17 protein-coding genes are annotated in these 15,534 nt (G+C 31.1%); 4 read left to right on the top strand and 13 right to left on the bottom strand.

Features of this window, described 5'->3' with window-relative positions; genetic code table 11:
• Positions 1–10: 10 nt before the first annotated feature.
• The 7 genes from SM9_RS03115 to SM9_RS03085 form a co-directional block, all read right to left on the bottom strand.
• Complete coding sequence (locus SM9_RS03115; protein WP_058738750.1) at positions 11–277, bottom strand: hypothetical protein; 267 nt, start codon at positions 275–277, stop codon at positions 11–13.
• 28 nt (positions 278–305) lie between these two features.
• Positions 306–1,508 (bottom strand): hypothetical protein, encoded by a 1,203-nt coding sequence (locus SM9_RS03110; protein ID WP_058738749.1) that lies wholly within the window; start codon positions 1,506–1,508, stop codon positions 306–308.
• Positions 1,501–2,526 carry an NYN domain-containing protein gene (locus SM9_RS03105; protein ID WP_058738748.1) on the bottom strand — a complete coding sequence of 342 codons (1,026 nt, stop codon included), beginning with the start codon at positions 2,524–2,526 and terminating at the stop codon, positions 1,501–1,503. Before SM9_RS03105 ends, SM9_RS03110 begins: the two co-directional genes overlap by 8 nt.
• A gap of 57 nt (positions 2,527–2,583) precedes the next feature.
• Positions 2,584–3,324 carry a metallophosphoesterase family protein gene (locus SM9_RS03100; protein WP_058738747.1) on the bottom strand — a complete coding sequence of 247 codons (741 nt, stop codon included), beginning with the start codon at positions 3,322–3,324 and terminating at the stop codon, positions 2,584–2,586.
• A gap of 5 nt (positions 3,325–3,329) precedes the next feature.
• On the bottom strand, positions 3,330–3,680 hold the full coding sequence (locus SM9_RS03095) for a nascent polypeptide-associated complex protein (protein WP_058738746.1): 351 nt from the start codon (positions 3,678–3,680) through the stop codon (positions 3,330–3,332).
• Positions 3,681–3,781: 101 nt separating this feature from the next.
• On the bottom strand, positions 3,782–4,924 hold the full coding sequence (locus tag SM9_RS03090) for an aldo/keto reductase (RefSeq protein WP_058738745.1): 1,143 nt from the start codon (positions 4,922–4,924) through the stop codon (positions 3,782–3,784).
• Positions 4,925–5,058: 134 nt separating this feature from the next.
• The gene (locus SM9_RS03085) at positions 5,059–6,201 is read right to left on the bottom strand and encodes an aldo/keto reductase (protein WP_058738744.1); all 1,143 of its coding nucleotides are present in this window, start codon (positions 6,199–6,201) and stop codon (positions 5,059–5,061) included.
• 56 nt (positions 6,202–6,257) lie between these two features.
• Here SM9_RS03085 and SM9_RS03080 point away from each other — a divergent pair, with 56 nt between their 5' ends.
• Positions 6,258–6,797: a DNA-3-methyladenine glycosylase I gene (locus tag SM9_RS03080; RefSeq protein WP_058738743.1), complete on the top strand. Its 540-nt coding sequence runs from the start codon at positions 6,258–6,260 to the stop codon at positions 6,795–6,797.
• Positions 6,798–6,893: 96 nt separating this feature from the next.
• Positions 6,894–7,307 carry a pyridoxamine 5'-phosphate oxidase family protein gene (locus SM9_RS03075; RefSeq protein WP_058738742.1) on the top strand — a complete coding sequence of 138 codons (414 nt, stop codon included), beginning with the start codon at positions 6,894–6,896 and terminating at the stop codon, positions 7,305–7,307.
• Positions 7,308–7,318: 11 nt separating this feature from the next.
• Here the strand turns inward: SM9_RS03075 and SM9_RS03070 are convergent, their stop codons facing one another.
• The 3 genes from SM9_RS03070 to SM9_RS03065 all read right to left on the bottom strand — a co-directional run bounded on the left by SM9_RS03070 (position 7,319) and on the right by SM9_RS03065 (position 10,390).
• On the bottom strand, positions 7,319–8,005 hold the full coding sequence (locus SM9_RS03070) for a carboxymuconolactone decarboxylase family protein (RefSeq protein WP_198144422.1): 687 nt from the start codon (positions 8,003–8,005) through the stop codon (positions 7,319–7,321).
• 661 nt (positions 8,006–8,666) lie between these two features.
• Entirely contained in the window at positions 8,667–8,780 is a 114-nt protein-coding gene (locus SM9_RS12540; RefSeq protein ID WP_332308766.1) for a symporter small accessory protein, read from the bottom strand.
• Positions 8,780–10,390 carry a sodium:solute symporter family protein gene (locus SM9_RS03065; protein ID WP_058738740.1) on the bottom strand — a complete coding sequence of 537 codons (1,611 nt, stop codon included), beginning with the start codon at positions 10,388–10,390 and terminating at the stop codon, positions 8,780–8,782. Before SM9_RS03065 ends, SM9_RS12540 begins: the two co-directional genes overlap by 1 nt.
• A 266-nt stretch (positions 10,391–10,656) precedes the next feature.
• Here SM9_RS03065 and SM9_RS03060 point away from each other — a divergent pair, with 266 nt between their 5' ends.
• Positions 10,657–11,955 (top strand): phenylacetate--CoA ligase family protein, encoded by a 1,299-nt coding sequence (locus tag SM9_RS03060; protein ID WP_058738739.1) that lies wholly within the window; start codon positions 10,657–10,659, stop codon positions 11,953–11,955.
• A 12-nt stretch (positions 11,956–11,967) separates the two neighbouring features.
• Positions 11,968–12,396: a hypothetical protein gene (locus tag SM9_RS03055; protein WP_058738738.1), complete on the top strand. Its 429-nt coding sequence runs from the start codon at positions 11,968–11,970 to the stop codon at positions 12,394–12,396.
• Positions 12,397–12,694: 298 nt separating this feature from the next.
• On the opposite strand, the gene SM9_RS03050 is transcribed toward SM9_RS03055, so the two are convergent.
• From SM9_RS03050 to iorA, 3 genes are read right to left on the bottom strand one after another with little or no spacing between them, the layout of a single operon-like run.
• Entirely contained in the window at positions 12,695–12,973 is a 279-nt protein-coding gene (locus tag SM9_RS03050) for a hypothetical protein (RefSeq protein ID WP_058738737.1), read from the bottom strand.
• A gap of 54 nt (positions 12,974–13,027) precedes the next feature.
• Positions 13,028–13,606, bottom strand: coding sequence for an indolepyruvate oxidoreductase subunit beta (locus SM9_RS03045; protein ID WP_058738736.1), 579 nt, complete (start codon positions 13,604–13,606; stop codon positions 13,028–13,030).
• Complete coding sequence (iorA, locus tag SM9_RS03040) at positions 13,603–15,495, bottom strand: indolepyruvate ferredoxin oxidoreductase subunit alpha (RefSeq protein WP_058738735.1); 1,893 nt, start codon at positions 15,493–15,495, stop codon at positions 13,603–13,605. Before iorA ends, SM9_RS03045 begins: the two co-directional genes overlap by 4 nt.
• Between the last annotated feature and the right edge of the window lie 39 nt (positions 15,496–15,534).

Genomic DNA, 15,534 nt, shown 5'->3' with positions numbered 1-15,534 from the left:
AATCACCTAATCAATTATATGCAGTATTATTTTGTAATGTTTGATTATTATTGTAATCCACCGAATCTTGCACTTGATCAAACACAACAGTCTTATTCTTATTAAGATTTGAAGTCATTTCAACAGTTACATTTTCATAATGAGTAGTATTATTTTCAGCAGTCTGATTTTCATGTTCACCAATACTTACTGAAATACCTATGGCCGATCCAATGACAAAAGCGATTAATGCCAATATCATAATTAAAGCTATTTTTCCTTCATTTTTCCTAGTCACATTACTACCTTTTTATATTTTTTTAAAATCAAGCTACCAAAGCATAGACTAATGCTATAATGATTGTTATGAAACTAAAAGCACCTAAGCCCAATACACTCAATAAATACGTAATTATAAATACAAAAGCAAATACACCAATTAACTTTTGTTTTTCATTTTCAAATAAATTGATTAATGTCCTTGTAAATTCTGATGGAACATTATATGCGTATAAACCATTAGCAAGTTCAAAAACCACTAATGATAATGGAGATGATGAACCTAAATTATCAACCAGCTGAGCTCTTTCACCAGCTTCTCTTCGGCTTCTACCAACACCTGCTCTGATTTTAGCATCATTGTCCAATGCAAACCATGCAGCGTCCAAACCTGCACGAATAGCTAAATCTTTAGATGGGAAACGTGCAATAAAATCATCCCCACCTTCTCTATATCCCTCAAGTTCTCCACCGCATTCACTTTCAATGAAATATTTAATATTTGTCATTAAATCAACTAGCTGAGTTTTACCATGTTTACTAGTATAACCTGTGGAGTCAATCAAATCAACAAATAAATAATTCTGAAATTCGGATGGTTTAGATTTGGATAATTTAAACGGACCTTCAAAGACCAAAGCATATTCACCACCAAGTTTTGTAAAAGCAACACCTGGGAAATTACCTAAATTTTGTCTGTAATTAATTGATCTTTCAATTGAAGCTGCACCAGTCATTCCAACGGCAGAAATCACTTCAACACCTCTTTCAAGCCCTATTCCAATTAATTCAATTGCCACCCTAATTGCATCGTTTTTACTCAACATTTTTGCAACAAGTTCAGTAGAGCTTTTTTCAACAATTTCCCCTTTTTCATTCTCAATAATCTTAACAAAAATATTAATTAAATTTGACGGATTTGGAAGTTCAACATAAAAATAACGGTCACTACCCATAACGATATTACTTACAAGCGCATATTCTTCAATTTTATTTTCAGCAGGTTTAATCTCATAAAAATTAAACTCCGCAGGAATATTTTCAGCACCAATATCCCTTATAAGATTACTTTGAATACTCTCAGAATTAATATCCGCTTTTTCTAATTCAAATAATATCGTTTGAGTGTAATTGAATAATTCAACATACTCATTTTGCATTGAATCAGTTGGAAAAAATTTAGTCCCTACACTAATTGGTGTGAGACCAGTGGTTAGCTTAATTACTGCTTTAGATAAGCTATTAACCATCTAATTTTCCTCCTTTTTCTAATTCAATCTCAAATTCCCCCGGACGTTGCAATAACATGTCAGGTTTAACAGAAACAAATGGAAACTTCCATGATCCTAATCTGCCAGCAATAGTACTTGCGATATTTCTGGAATTTTTCTTAATGAACACTTCATCATGAGTACTTACACGAACCAATACATTATATGGAGCAGTTTCTGTTACTTCATCAGCCAACAGAATATTTAATTCAAAAGTACCCGGTTTAGTAAATAAATCATTCCTAACAGCAATCAATGGTTTTTTCTCAAGACCTAATCTATCAGCCACAGTAACAGAAATATTACCTGCATTCTTTACAGCCAATTTATAGTCTTTCGGATGCACGAGCACAAAAATAACATAAGGTGCTGCTATTTCAACATCATCAACCATGTCAACAATTTTATTGAACATAGGAATTTTTGAGAAAATATTTTCAACTTTTGAATTAATATTGTTCTCATCATCTATTCTAATAATAGCTTGTTTAGCAATATTCAATGGAGAAATTTCCAGCCCTTCCTTACCAGTATAAACTTCCCATTTTCTGAAGTTTAATTGCTTAATAATTTCATCGGAAATATTCTGCAAAATATTCTTATCATGTTTAGGTTTTTTCGGCCTTCCAAAAGTCAACCTATTGTCTTTTATAACAAATGGAATTCTAAATGAATTGATGTTTTTAAATTCAGCAGCATAATCCCTGAATTTATCATTTGATAAAATTTTTGCTTTTTCACTATATGCAATTTCTAAAATAAAATGATCAGCATCATTTCCTGCCGGAACTTCTTCCACATTATCACTTTCCAACAGTTTTAAAAAAGCATCTTTGTTATCAATTTCATGACGAAGTGATGCATCAGCTATAATAACAAATTCATCTTCACTTTCCTCTAACGCCTTAACAGCAGCTAAAATATTAACCATTTGAGGCTGTGAGTTTTCATTTTTTACATGATGTGCAACATTAGAAGCATCTACAACGACTTTCATAATACCACCATAAAACTAATCTATTCAATCATTTATTATATTAACTTAATTATATATTTAATGTTTTCTTCGATATTTACCGAATAAAAATTTTTCTCCGCCAACAATATTTAAAAATATTTCAATCGTTTCATCATCTATGATATATACATTGTAGGAGTTTTTTATCTTGCCTCTTAATTTATTAGAACTGATAGAACCTGCATTGACAATAATAGTTTCATTTAATTTCCAGATGTTTGGAACATGCTTATGTCCTGACAATATTAAATCAACCTCATGAGTGGTTAAAACCTTTAAAATATCTCCAGCATCAGATAAAACGTTGCGTTCACGACCAGTGTCCGGTATTGGAACAACATGGTGGTGAAGAGCTATGATAGACGATAAATCATTGACAACACATTCATCCAACTGGTGCTCCATCCACATACGCTGAGGCTTTCCAATATGTCCCCTATTTTCATCAGGAGAACTGCTATCAAGACCAATTACTGTAAAATCATTTTCTTTAGTTAATTTCCAACTGCTTTCACCAATCAACTCTTCGAAAGTCTGATGACCTAGATTACGTGAATCATGATTACCTGGAACAGCAAATAATGGTGATTCAAACATGTCAAGATATTTAATAGCTTGCTGATATTCTCTATAATAACCATTATCAGTTATATCCCCAGTTAAAATAATCATGTCAGGTTGCAAATTGTTTATTTCATTTACCGCTTTCATAAAAACTGCTTCATCAAAAGCAGTGCTACTCACGTGTAAATCAGAAATATGTGCAATAACTGTCATAATATCTATTGGGCTAATTTCATGATAGCTTCAGCAAGATCCCCTTTACATTCTTCCAAAGCTTGTCTGGCAACATCTTCAGAAACATTAGCCTGATTAGCTACCATTTCAACATCTTCATCAGGAATTTCAACTTCATATTCAAGTTCTACTTCACGGGCGTTACCTTCAACTTGGTATGTTTCCTGACCCATAACATTCATTAAACTAACACTAGGATTTTCAATAATTAATTCTTTGTCTTCAAAACGGATAATGACTTCAGTAACCCCATTTAGGTCTTCCATTTTCATGCCCATTTTTTTCATTTGTCTTTCCATTTGTTTCATTTGTTTTTTATTCATACCAGGTATCATAATAATATCCTCAAAATTAATTTAATTATTTATAAATATATTATTAATAGTATTAAAATTTGCTCATAAAAATTAATAAAAAAATTGGATTTGAAAATCAGTTAATCGACAAATCCATAATAATCCGTTTCAAATGTTTTGGCAACGTCTTTCATGACTTCTGGAATATCAATATGCTGAGGACACTCTTCAACACATGCACCACATTCACTGCAATCAGATGCCAAACCAACACCAGGAAGCTTTGAGTAGTTCACATAAGCATTACCGACAGGCGTCCAATCACCCAAATCCTGTATTTTTTCGTTATTATATAAATCAAAGAGTTTTGGAATGTTAATTTCTTCAGGACATGCATCCAAACAATATTTACATTTAGTGCATTCTACGGTAATGTTTGAGTTAATAATTTCCCTTACTTTATCAAGTATTTCATATTCTTCATCATTTAAAGGTGTGAAATTTTCAAAATCATCAATATTTTCTTCCAATTGTTTTAAACTGCTTGCTCCAGTCAAAACCATACAAACATTATCCAGACTTGCAACAAATCTTAATGCCCATGAAATAACACTGGCATCAGGATTATAGTCTTTCATTAATTTTTCGGCTTCAGGAGGAATGTCTGCCAAAAAACCTCCTTTTAAAGGTTCCATTACCAAAACAGGCTTATTATGTTTGCATGCAACCTCATAACATTTTCTTGATTCCACCCCTTCATTTTCCCAATCAAGATAATTAATTTGGAGCAGGACAAATTCCATTTCTGGATGTATTGTTAAAATATTATCCAAATACTCTGCATTTGCATGAGTAGATAATCCCAAATGCTTTATTTTACCTTCTTGCTTTTTCTTGTTTGCAAATGCAAAAGAATCAACATTCAGAAATCCCTGTTCTGAAAAGCCACTTACATTATGCAACAAATAATAGTCAAAGTAATCCAAACCTGTGCGTTCAAGCTGTTCGGAAAATATTGGTTCAAGCTGATCTTCAGAGGTTATTAAAAATAATGGTAATTTATCTGCCACAACATAAGAATCCCTCGGATATTTTTCAACTACTGCTTTTCTAAATGCAATTTCACTATTTCCCATATGATAAGGATATGCAGTATCAAAAAAAGTAAACCCTTTATCTAAAAATAGATCTGCCATTTCATTTACCTGTTCAAAATCTACAGTTGAATCATCATTTTCATCAAATTTTGGTAATCTCATCATTCCAAAAGCTAATTTTTTCATATAATCCCTCTTAAATTAATTTTTCTTCTTTTTTAATTAAATTCATTATAAATTGTAAATATGAAATTATCCGATATTCATTAATTATTTAAATTATCATCTATAATTAATAGAATTTTCTTCATTTTACATTATTAATTCAATAAATCTTGAGCATCCAACATTATATCTACAATTTTAACATTAAACGGACATCTATCTTCACATTCTCCACATGCAATACATTCAGTTGCATCATAAGTCAAATTATTATAGTGTTCCTGAACACTTTGGGGAACTTCATCATGAATTACAGCCAAATCATATAACTTAATCAATCCACCAATATCAATTCCTGCGGTACATGGTGCACAATGCCCACAGTACATACATTTTCCTTCAAATGAATGCTTTGGTGCATTAGCTAAAATATCCTTATACTCTTTTTGACTCTCCTCTGCAGTTTCATATTCAATTGCGGCATCCAATTCTTCTACATTATTCACCCCGACAAAAATACTGGCTACACCCTTTTGTTCTAATGCATAATGAATACATTGAATTGGAGTTAAAGCTACTCCAAATGGAGAATCATTGTCATTAAACAATCTTCCGCTTGCATATCCTTTCATTACTGTAATAGGCATTCCATTATCTTCACACAACTGATAAAGTTCAGCCCGTCTTGGATCCAGACCCGCCAAATCTGTGTATTTATCATCATCAGAATAATCTTCAATTACTTCCGTTGGAGGAAACATATCATAAGCAGGATTGATACTGAACATTAACAACTCAATTTCAGGATTTTCAGCTGCCAAAAGAGCAATGTCGGTGTTATGTGTACTTAAACCAATATGCTTGATGATGCCTTTTTCTTTTAATTGGCGAACATACTCAATAAATTCTCCAGACATTATTTCATCATAGTCTTTTAGCTCATCAACATAGTGAACCATACCAAAATCAAGTGTATCCATTTGAAATCTTTCCATGAAATCTTCAAAAGCTTCTTTTACCTTATCCATTTCACGTGTTCTTACATATTGATTGTTTTGCCAGGTTGCACCGATATGACCTTGGATAACCCATTTATCTCGAGTATCTTTTATTGCCTTACCCAAATTTGTTCTGACAGTTGGTTCACTCATCCAACAATCCAGAAAATTTATTCCATTATTCTCACAATGCCTTACTATCTCTTCAACTTCTTCATACGGTCTTTCAACATACCATTCTGCACCAAAAGCTATTTCACTAACTTTAATCCCCGTATTACCTAACGTTCTATATTTCATATTATCTCCAAAAAAAATGTTAATACTATTTATGGATTTAATTAATATTAATAATTATGATAAAAAAACGATGCTCTTGGGTTGAGGGAAAGGAAAAGATTTATCTAAAATATCATGATGAAGAATGGTGCGTACCAAAATATGATGACAATATTCTATTCGAAATGTTAATTTTAGAATCATTTCAGGCAGGACTGTCATGGATTACCATATTAAAAAAGCGAGATGCATTTAGAGAAGCCTTTGATGATTTTGATATTGAAAAAATTATTGATTATGATGAAAACAAAGTGAATGAATTGCTTGAAAACGAAAAAATAATTCGCCATAAAGGGAAAATCAATGCTACAATAGCGAATGCTGGAGTATTTAAAAAAATACAAAAAGAATATGGCAGTTTTTCAAATTATATCTGGGGATTTACTGATGGTAAAATTATAAAAGCCGAATACAAGACAAAATCAGAATTATCCGATAAAATAGCTAAAGATTTGAAGAAAAGGGGCATGAAGTTTGTAGGGTCAACTACAATATATTCTTATTTAGAATCAATTGGCATTATAGACAATCATACAAAAGATTGCTACAAATACTAAAAAACTAGTTAATTAACTTAAACTGTTATAATCTTACCTTAAATTAAAGAAATATTAAATAATATAAAAATATAAACACTTTGTATTGGTGATAAAATGTCAGATATAAAAAAAGTAAGTGATTTTTTAGCTGAAGCTGGAGTATTCTTCCTTGCAACTATAGATGGTGATCAAGCCAAATGCAGACCATTAGGTTTTCAAATGCTCGAAGACGATAAAATCTACTTTGGAGTTGGAAGTTTCAAAGAAGTATGGAAACAAATCGAAGAAAACCCTAAAATAGAAATTGTTGCATTGAATGAAACAAAAGACAAATTCTTAAGATATTACGGTACTGCAAAAGCAGACCCAAATCCAGAACTTGTTGAAAAAACATTTGAACTCATGCCTGAAATTGGTGAAATCTACAAAGAAAACGGATGGGAAATGGCAATGTTCTATTTGGATGATGCAACTGCGGAATTCAGAAACATGATGGCCATTGAAGAGAAATATGAATTTAAATATTAATGCTTAATGCATTAATATTCATTTATTATGGCCAATGCATTCAATGTTCTTGGAAATCCGATATATGGTAAAAGAATAGTTAATGCATCGATTAAAATATCTTTATCATTACCAACATTCAAATTACCCAATACATGACCCCTGAGCTGATTTTCACAACCACCTAAAGTTGCAAGTATGGAAAAAGTAATTAATTCACGGTCTTGGTCAGATAATGCATCTCTTGTATAAAAGTCGCCGAAACAAAATCCTGCTAAAAAGTCATTGAATCTTTCTTGACCTTCAGGAGCATTTTCAATCATTGATTCAATCATTTCAGAACCAAAATATCTTTTTTGAATTTCCAAACCTTTTTCATGCCTATTTTCAGAATTAACTGTTGAAATTGATTTTAATGGAAGATCAATTCCATTTTCAGTTAAAACATTATTCGTTATTTCAAACAACTCAAATATTTTTCCAAGGCCAACATATGCAACAGACTGATATAATACTTCTTTTATTTCAATAGGACCCAATACTTCCAAAGCATCACGAACAGCAATTGAATATTTTTCTTTTGAAGTATTAGTAATTAAAGTAGCCAAAGTAACTATAAATCGGGTTCTTTTAGATATAGAGACATATTCTAGAATTTCATTGTTATTAAAGTTATTGAATATTTCAAAAAAATCAGGATCATTTTTCTTTAACTTCAAAATAATTCCTCCTAACAAAAATTTAATAATAAATATATTTAACATGAATATTATATTTTTAGAAAAAAGTAACCAAAAATGGTGAAAAAGAAAAGTTATATTTTCTTTTTCCAATTTGATGATAAAATATAAAACCTCATTTATCACCCACATAACTTAATTAATAATTAATAATAAGTTATATTTAAAATTAACTATTTTTAATTTAGTTAAACTTAAATAAAGAAAAAATAATAATTTATATTTAGTTTAACCTAAAAATATGGAAAACAATACTATTTTCAACCATCTTTTTTATCATTAACATATAAAAATCCCCATCATAAATTCACAAATAATACTTTTCATACATTCATACCGATTGATTCCACACCATTAGCCAAATATCTCATTTTGTTTAACATGCATTCCATCACCATTAATTATTACTGTTTTTAACACCAATTTCTTTTTCATTAGTTAAAATAACCAAAAATATTTATTTAACAAATAGGGCTAATTAAAAAAGTAATATTTAAAATTAAGTAAAAATAATTTAATTTATCTAAAAATACCAATAATATTTAATTATATCTAAAAAAAGTTTTTAAAACTGAAAATTATAAGTTTATGTGAATGAAGAATCCAAAAACATTAATTAAAAAAAGAATGGAAAAAGGTTTTAATCACCCTTATTCCAGTTTACTATACCATAAATAATACATAAAAGTGTAGATAATATAATTCCAACATATACTCCCCAAATCCATGGGTCTTCAATTCCTAAAATCATCATTATGCTTCACTTCCTTTATCATCTATGTTTTTAAATGCTCCATCAATAACTTCCTGAGCAGGAGGCTTTGTAAGCAAACTTACAACAATAGTAAATATTGCTGAGACAGGTACAGCAATCAACATCACATCAATGAATGGCCATGGTGCTGTAGGCAGTAATGTTTCTACACCAAATAACGCCATACAAATTCCAAGACCTTTTGCGGTTTTTGCAAATACAAATATCAACCAGAATAAACTTACAATTGTTCCTGAAACAATACCTGCAATAGCTCCGAGTCTTGTAATTCCTTTCCAGTAAAGTGCACCTAAAAATACTGGCAAGAATGCTGCAGCACAAATTTCAAAGAACAAACTTGTACCTAAAGCAACTACACTTCCTGGAAGTGAAAATGCCATTACTAAAGCCAAAATAATAGCTATTAAAATACCTACCCTTGAAATGCTAACCTGATCCAATTTCTGTTTGGATTTATCTCTTATTGTACCATAAATATCCACACCAAATGCAGTTCCCTGAGTATGTAATTGAGAAGATATTGTTGACATAGCCGCCGCAATTAATGACAATAAGAAGACATATACAAACCATTCAGGTAATGCTGAAGTAATGAATGTTGGTATAATTTTATCAATATTTCCTCCCACCACATCAACAGCAATTTTACCTAAATTCTGATGGAAATAAACATTAGACAATGCTCCTACGATATATGCAGTTGTTGGCATGATTGCAATGAATATTCCTCCAATTAAAACAGATCTGTTCAATTCCTTATCTGATTTAACAGTCATGAATCTTACGATTAAGGATGGCTGAGCAAGTACACCAATACCTACACCAATAAGAGTGGATGATACCAATGACCACCAGAATGGAGTTCCCAACGTTGGAAAACTCGTCCATCCCGTACCACCGGTTGCTATGGCATCAGCAGGATACAAGTTTACCATATTTGTAAGGGCGGTGTTTGCATGGGTGACCCCTCCAAGAAGCCAATATATAAACACAAGCAAAAATATCATTGCAACTACCATGATAGAACCCTGCAATGCATCAGTATACATTACACCCTTAATTCCACCAAATAATACATAGAATGTGATAATTATTGATAGAATAAGAAGTGCAATACTGAAATCAATTAAAAGAGAAGATTCTAAAAACCTTGCAGCTCCAATTAAAACTACAGCCGCATAAAGAGGCATTGCACAAAAAATAATTAATCCTGAAAAGTAATGAATAAACTTTGAATCAAAACGTTTTCCCAAAAATTCAGGAAATGTTAAAGAGCCTAATGCATGACCCATTCTACGAGTTCTTTTTCCTAAAAATATAAATGCTATGAGCACGCCGACAACAATATTTAAGAATGCCAACCATAAAACACTCATCCCATATTCACCAGCAACACCCCCAAAACCTACAATAGCTGCCGTCGATATAAAAGTAGCTCCATAACTCATCGCCATAATAAATGGATGAGTATCCTTACCAGCTATCATAAAATCTTCTGAGGAATTAGTTTTTTTGTATGCATAATAACCTACAAAAACTAATGCAAAAATATAGATTATAAAAACAATAGCTAAAATCATTACGTCCATAATTTAACCTCATTTACATATAACTATTAGACACACGTATTATATATAATTAAATTTATTTAAATATTACCTTCAAATATACATTAAAGTACATTTTTGTACAATATATTAAAGTATATAAAATACCTAAATAATTAAAAAAATATTTAAAATGACTAAAAGGATAGGTAAAGTTTACTAAACAAATACACAATTAAAAAAAATCTTTATATTCTATAAAAAACCAATAATAAAACGTATAAAAAATAATTTTAAATAGGGATAAAATGTTTTGGGATGAAAAAGCAGAATGCATGAATAAAGAAGATAAAGAAAAAATTCAGCTTGAAAGACTGCAGAAGACAGTGCAACTTGCATATGAGAATGTAGAATTTTATAAAAAAAGATTTGATGAAATAGGATTAAAACCAGAAGACATAAAAACATTAAAGGATATTGAAAAAATTCCATTCACAACAAAAAGTGATTTGAGACAGGCATATCCTCTAGGTTTACTTGCAGTTCCACGTGATGAAATCGTAGAAATCCATGCATCATCAGGAACAACAGGAAAACCAACAGTAACTGCATATACCCAAAATGATTTAGAAATTTGGGGAGAATGTATTGCCCGTGGTTTAAAAATGGCTGGAGCTGAAAAAGATTACATTATCCAAAATGCATACGGATATGGATTATTTACCGGAGGATTTGGAATACACCATGGTGGAAATAAAATGGGTGCAATAACCATCCCAATTTCCGCAGGAAACACACAAAGACAATTAGACACAATGATTGATTTTCAAAGTGAGATTTTAACCTGTACACCATCATATGCAATGTATTTAGGAGAATCCCGTCAAAAAGCAGGAATCCCATTAGAAGACATTAACTTAAAAATAGGAATTCATGGAGCTGAAATGTGGACAAATGAAATGAGAAAAAGAATTGAAGAATCTCTTGGAATAAAAACCCATAATATTTACGGATTGACCGAAGTAATGGGTCCTGGAGTTGCACAGGAATGTGATGAGCAAAACGGTATGCACATTCAAGATGATCATTTCTATCCAGAAATTATTAATCCAGATACTGGAGAAACCCTAGATTACGGCGAAAGTGGAGAATTAGTATTAACATCCCTTACAAAAACTGGAATGCCTATTTTAAGATTTAGAACTAAAGATTTGACTTCATTAAATGCCGACAAATGTGAATGTGGCAGAACCACCATTAGAATGACAAGAATTACTGGAAGAAGTGACGACATGTTAAAAATCAAAGGTGTTATGGTATTCCCATCACAAATTGAAAAAGCATTGCTTAAAATTGAAGGCGCCAGTCCAAACTACTTAATCCATGTGACAAGACCAGACATATTAGATGAAGTTGAAGTTAAAGTAGAAGCTTCAAAAGAATTATTCTCAGATGAAATCCGAGCAATGGAAAAATTAGAAAAACAAATACAAGCATCTATTAGATCAGAAACTGGTTTGAGAGTAGATGTAACATTATGTGAACCAGAATCACTTCCTAGAAGTGAAGGTAAAGCTATTCGTGTAATCGATGAAAGGAACTTATAAAAAGGTGATAAAATGGCAATTCAAATTTCAGTTTTTATTGAAAACAAAGAAGGGAGAATAAAAAAAGCTATTGATACATTAGCAAATGCTGGAGTCAATATTCGAGCATTATCTGTTGGAGATACAACAAAATATGGTATTTTAAGATTAATTGTATCCGACAACGAGAAAGCAATAAAATCACTTGAAGATGATGGATTTATTGTAAAAGAAAGTGAAGTTATTGTAATTGCAGTTCCAGACAAACCAAACGGATTAAACTCAACATTAGCAATATTAGACGATGCAAACATTAATTTAGAATACATTTATGCTTTTGTAAGTAGCAACCCTGATGAAGCAATTGTAGCTATGAAAGTAGAAGACACGAAAAAAGCTATAGGCGTATTTGAAAAAAGCAACGCAAAAATTCTTAGCGAAGAAGATTTAGAAAAGATTTAAAACTCTTTTCTTTATTATTTTTTATCATCATCCTGTGTCTGCCAAATTTAATTTCTTGACTTATTTTTTATTAGTTTTTTCTAATTCTTTTTAATTTCTATAGATTCTTTTATACATAATAATATTTTATATCAAACAAGAAATAGAAAATATACAAGAAGATTTAAAAAATTTCTATGAATGGGAATCAGTAATACACCAATTAAAACTTGATGTAACACTAATTAAAAAAAAATCAACAAGTCTGCCAAAAACTAATTTTGGCGGACATCTATCAATAAAAAAAATAGTAAAAGAATTAAAATCCTTTTAATAATTTAGCAATATCTTCCCGCGAATATCCTAAACGAGGAAGTAAAGTTTTTACTGGTTCTGAATCTGGAATGACACCAAGTTCCCTCCAGCTTTTGAAATCATTATTTAAAATACTATTGATTAAAAGTTGAATTGTAATCAAATCATCACTTTTAATAGCAATAAAAGCATCTTCATCTTGAAAATGACCTTCAGGGTCGATTAATGTTAATTTTCCTGTTCTATCTTTTTTAACGATAGCATTATCTATTTTGTAAGCCATAATATCCCCACAGTTTTATCTAATTAAAGATTTAATTATAATAATATATAAATATTAACCTTTAATGGATTTATATCCACTTTCAATTGCTTTTAAATTTAAATCGTGGAACTTTTTATGCAAATTATTTTTCATTGCATCAATAACAGTGTCCTTGGACAATGGAAATTTATCGTCTGCAGTAACCGCACCTAAAAGAACCATATTTAAAGACAATATATTTCCTGCTTCCATTGCCAACTTAGTAGCGTCAATAGGAAGTACATGATTAAAATTCTCTTTTAAAGAATTTGTGATGCTATCCACACTAGGATAAGCAACATTAGTTGAGGACGGAACTATTGGATGAGTATTATATACAATTTTACTGTCCTTATTTACTTTATGAAGTCCCCTTATTGTTTCAATAGGTTCAAAAGAAAGTAACATATCCGCATTTCCTTCAGGAATAATTGAACTATTAAAATCACCTATTTTGAGTTCAGTAGATACTGATCCACCTCTTTGTGACATTCCATGAATTTCACTCATTACAACATTCAATCCTTGATTCATTGCCGCTTCACCTATGATAACTGAGGTTTTAATAATTCCTTGACCCCCAACACCACAAATGTAAATATTGTAACTCATTTTTCCACCTCCAATGCACCATATTTACAAACCTGAATACAAACTCCACATCCATCACAAGATGATTTGTCTATTTCTATTTTTCCATCCAATTTAGAAATTGCAGGACATGCTAGTTCATTTACACATTTATCACAGTGATTACAATTTGATTCTATCAATTTAACAGGAGGTTTTTTAGTTAATCCTTTGATTAAGGTACATGGTGCTTTTGAAATGATTACTGCAGTATCATCTCTTTCAAATGCTTCCTTATATGTTTTAACAACTTGATCCAAATTAAATGGATTAATTACACGCACATAATCAACACCACAAGCAACAGCAAGTTTACGGATTGATATTTCAGGTGCTTCATCACCCATCCCATCGACAGGAATACCTGGATTTGGTTGACCTCCAGTCATTGCAGTAATCCTATTGTCCAGAACAGTCAACACAAAATTATGTTTATTGTGAACAGCATTGATTAATGGAGAAATACCGCTATGGAAGAATGTAGAATCTCCAATGAAACTTGCTACTTTCTGGTCTGTTGAAACTGAAAATCCGCAACCGTCACCGACACTTGAACCCATAGACAGCAAGTAATCGGCAGCATTATACGGAGGATTTATTCCCAATGTATAACATCCAATATCTGATGCGAAAATAACATCGGAAGTTTTTAATCCCAATTCTTCAATTGCAATGTTAATACCATAATACATTGCTCTGTGAGGACAACCTGCACATAAAACAGGAGCTCTTGAAGGAATATTTTCACTCAAATCAGTTAAACTGCTTGAAAAAGAAATATTTTCTTTATTTAAGAAACTTAAAACTTTGTCAAATCCTTCACTTACAATATCTGAATTGAATTCATAGCATTCAGGGAAAGTACCATCCAGTTTACCATGAACAGTAATATCAAGATTTTCACGACCAATAATAGCTAAAACTTCTTTTTCCATTATAGGATCTACCTCTTCAACTATGAATATTTCATCCAAATCTTTGATAAATTCAGAAACTTTTTTATCAGGAAATGGATAAGAAAATCCAATCTTTAATATATCCATGTCCAAATTATTGTATTTAATTACATCAAATGCATAATTAAATGCGCTTCCTGAAGATATTACACCATATTTTTTATTTTCAGAAAATGAAGTATCTTTATTGAATTTGGATTTGTTAGTTTCATTGTTAATTTTGCTTATTTTATCACACAATACTTCATGCATTTTTCCTGCAAAAGCTGGAACCGGTACATATTTTGATGGATCCTTATCAAAATGGCCTCTCATCCAATGGTCATCATTATTGGATGAATTATCTTTCACGTCACCAAATTCGACAACACCCCTCATATGAGATACACGAGTAGTGGTTCTTACAATTACAGGCAATTTATATTCTTCAGATAAATCAAATGCATACTTAACCATATCCTTAACTTCCTGACAATTGGAAGGCTCCAACACAGGAACATTGGATAAACGAGCATAATTACGAGTATCTTGTTCATTTTGGGATGAAAACAATGAAGGATCATCAGCCGTTAAAATAACCATACCGCCGTTAACACCAGTGTATGCAGTAGTCATGAATGAATCACTTGCCACATTCATACCTACATGTTTCATGAAAGTAAATGAACGAAGCCCGGATGCTGCTGCAGTCGCTGCAACTTCCATTGCGACCTTTTCATTAGTTGAAAATTCAAAATAAATATTTGCATCTTTTGCAAGCACTGATAGTATATTTCCTATTTCTGATGAAGGAGTTCCAGGATAAGTTGCTGCAATTGATAATCCTGCCTCAATTACACCTCTTACAGCAGCTTCGTTTCCAAGCAAAAACTGTTTTTCACCAGATTTTCCAGTAACTAATTCTTTTAAATTCATTATATTTTTCCTCAAAAAATAAATTATAAATTAAATAAT

This window comes from Methanobrevibacter millerae (genome assembly GCF_001477655.1).
GTDB lineage: Archaea > Methanobacteriota > Methanobacteria > Methanobacteriales > Methanobacteriaceae > Methanocatella > Methanocatella millerae_A.
This window is presented reverse-complemented; position numbering and strand designations above follow the sequence as displayed.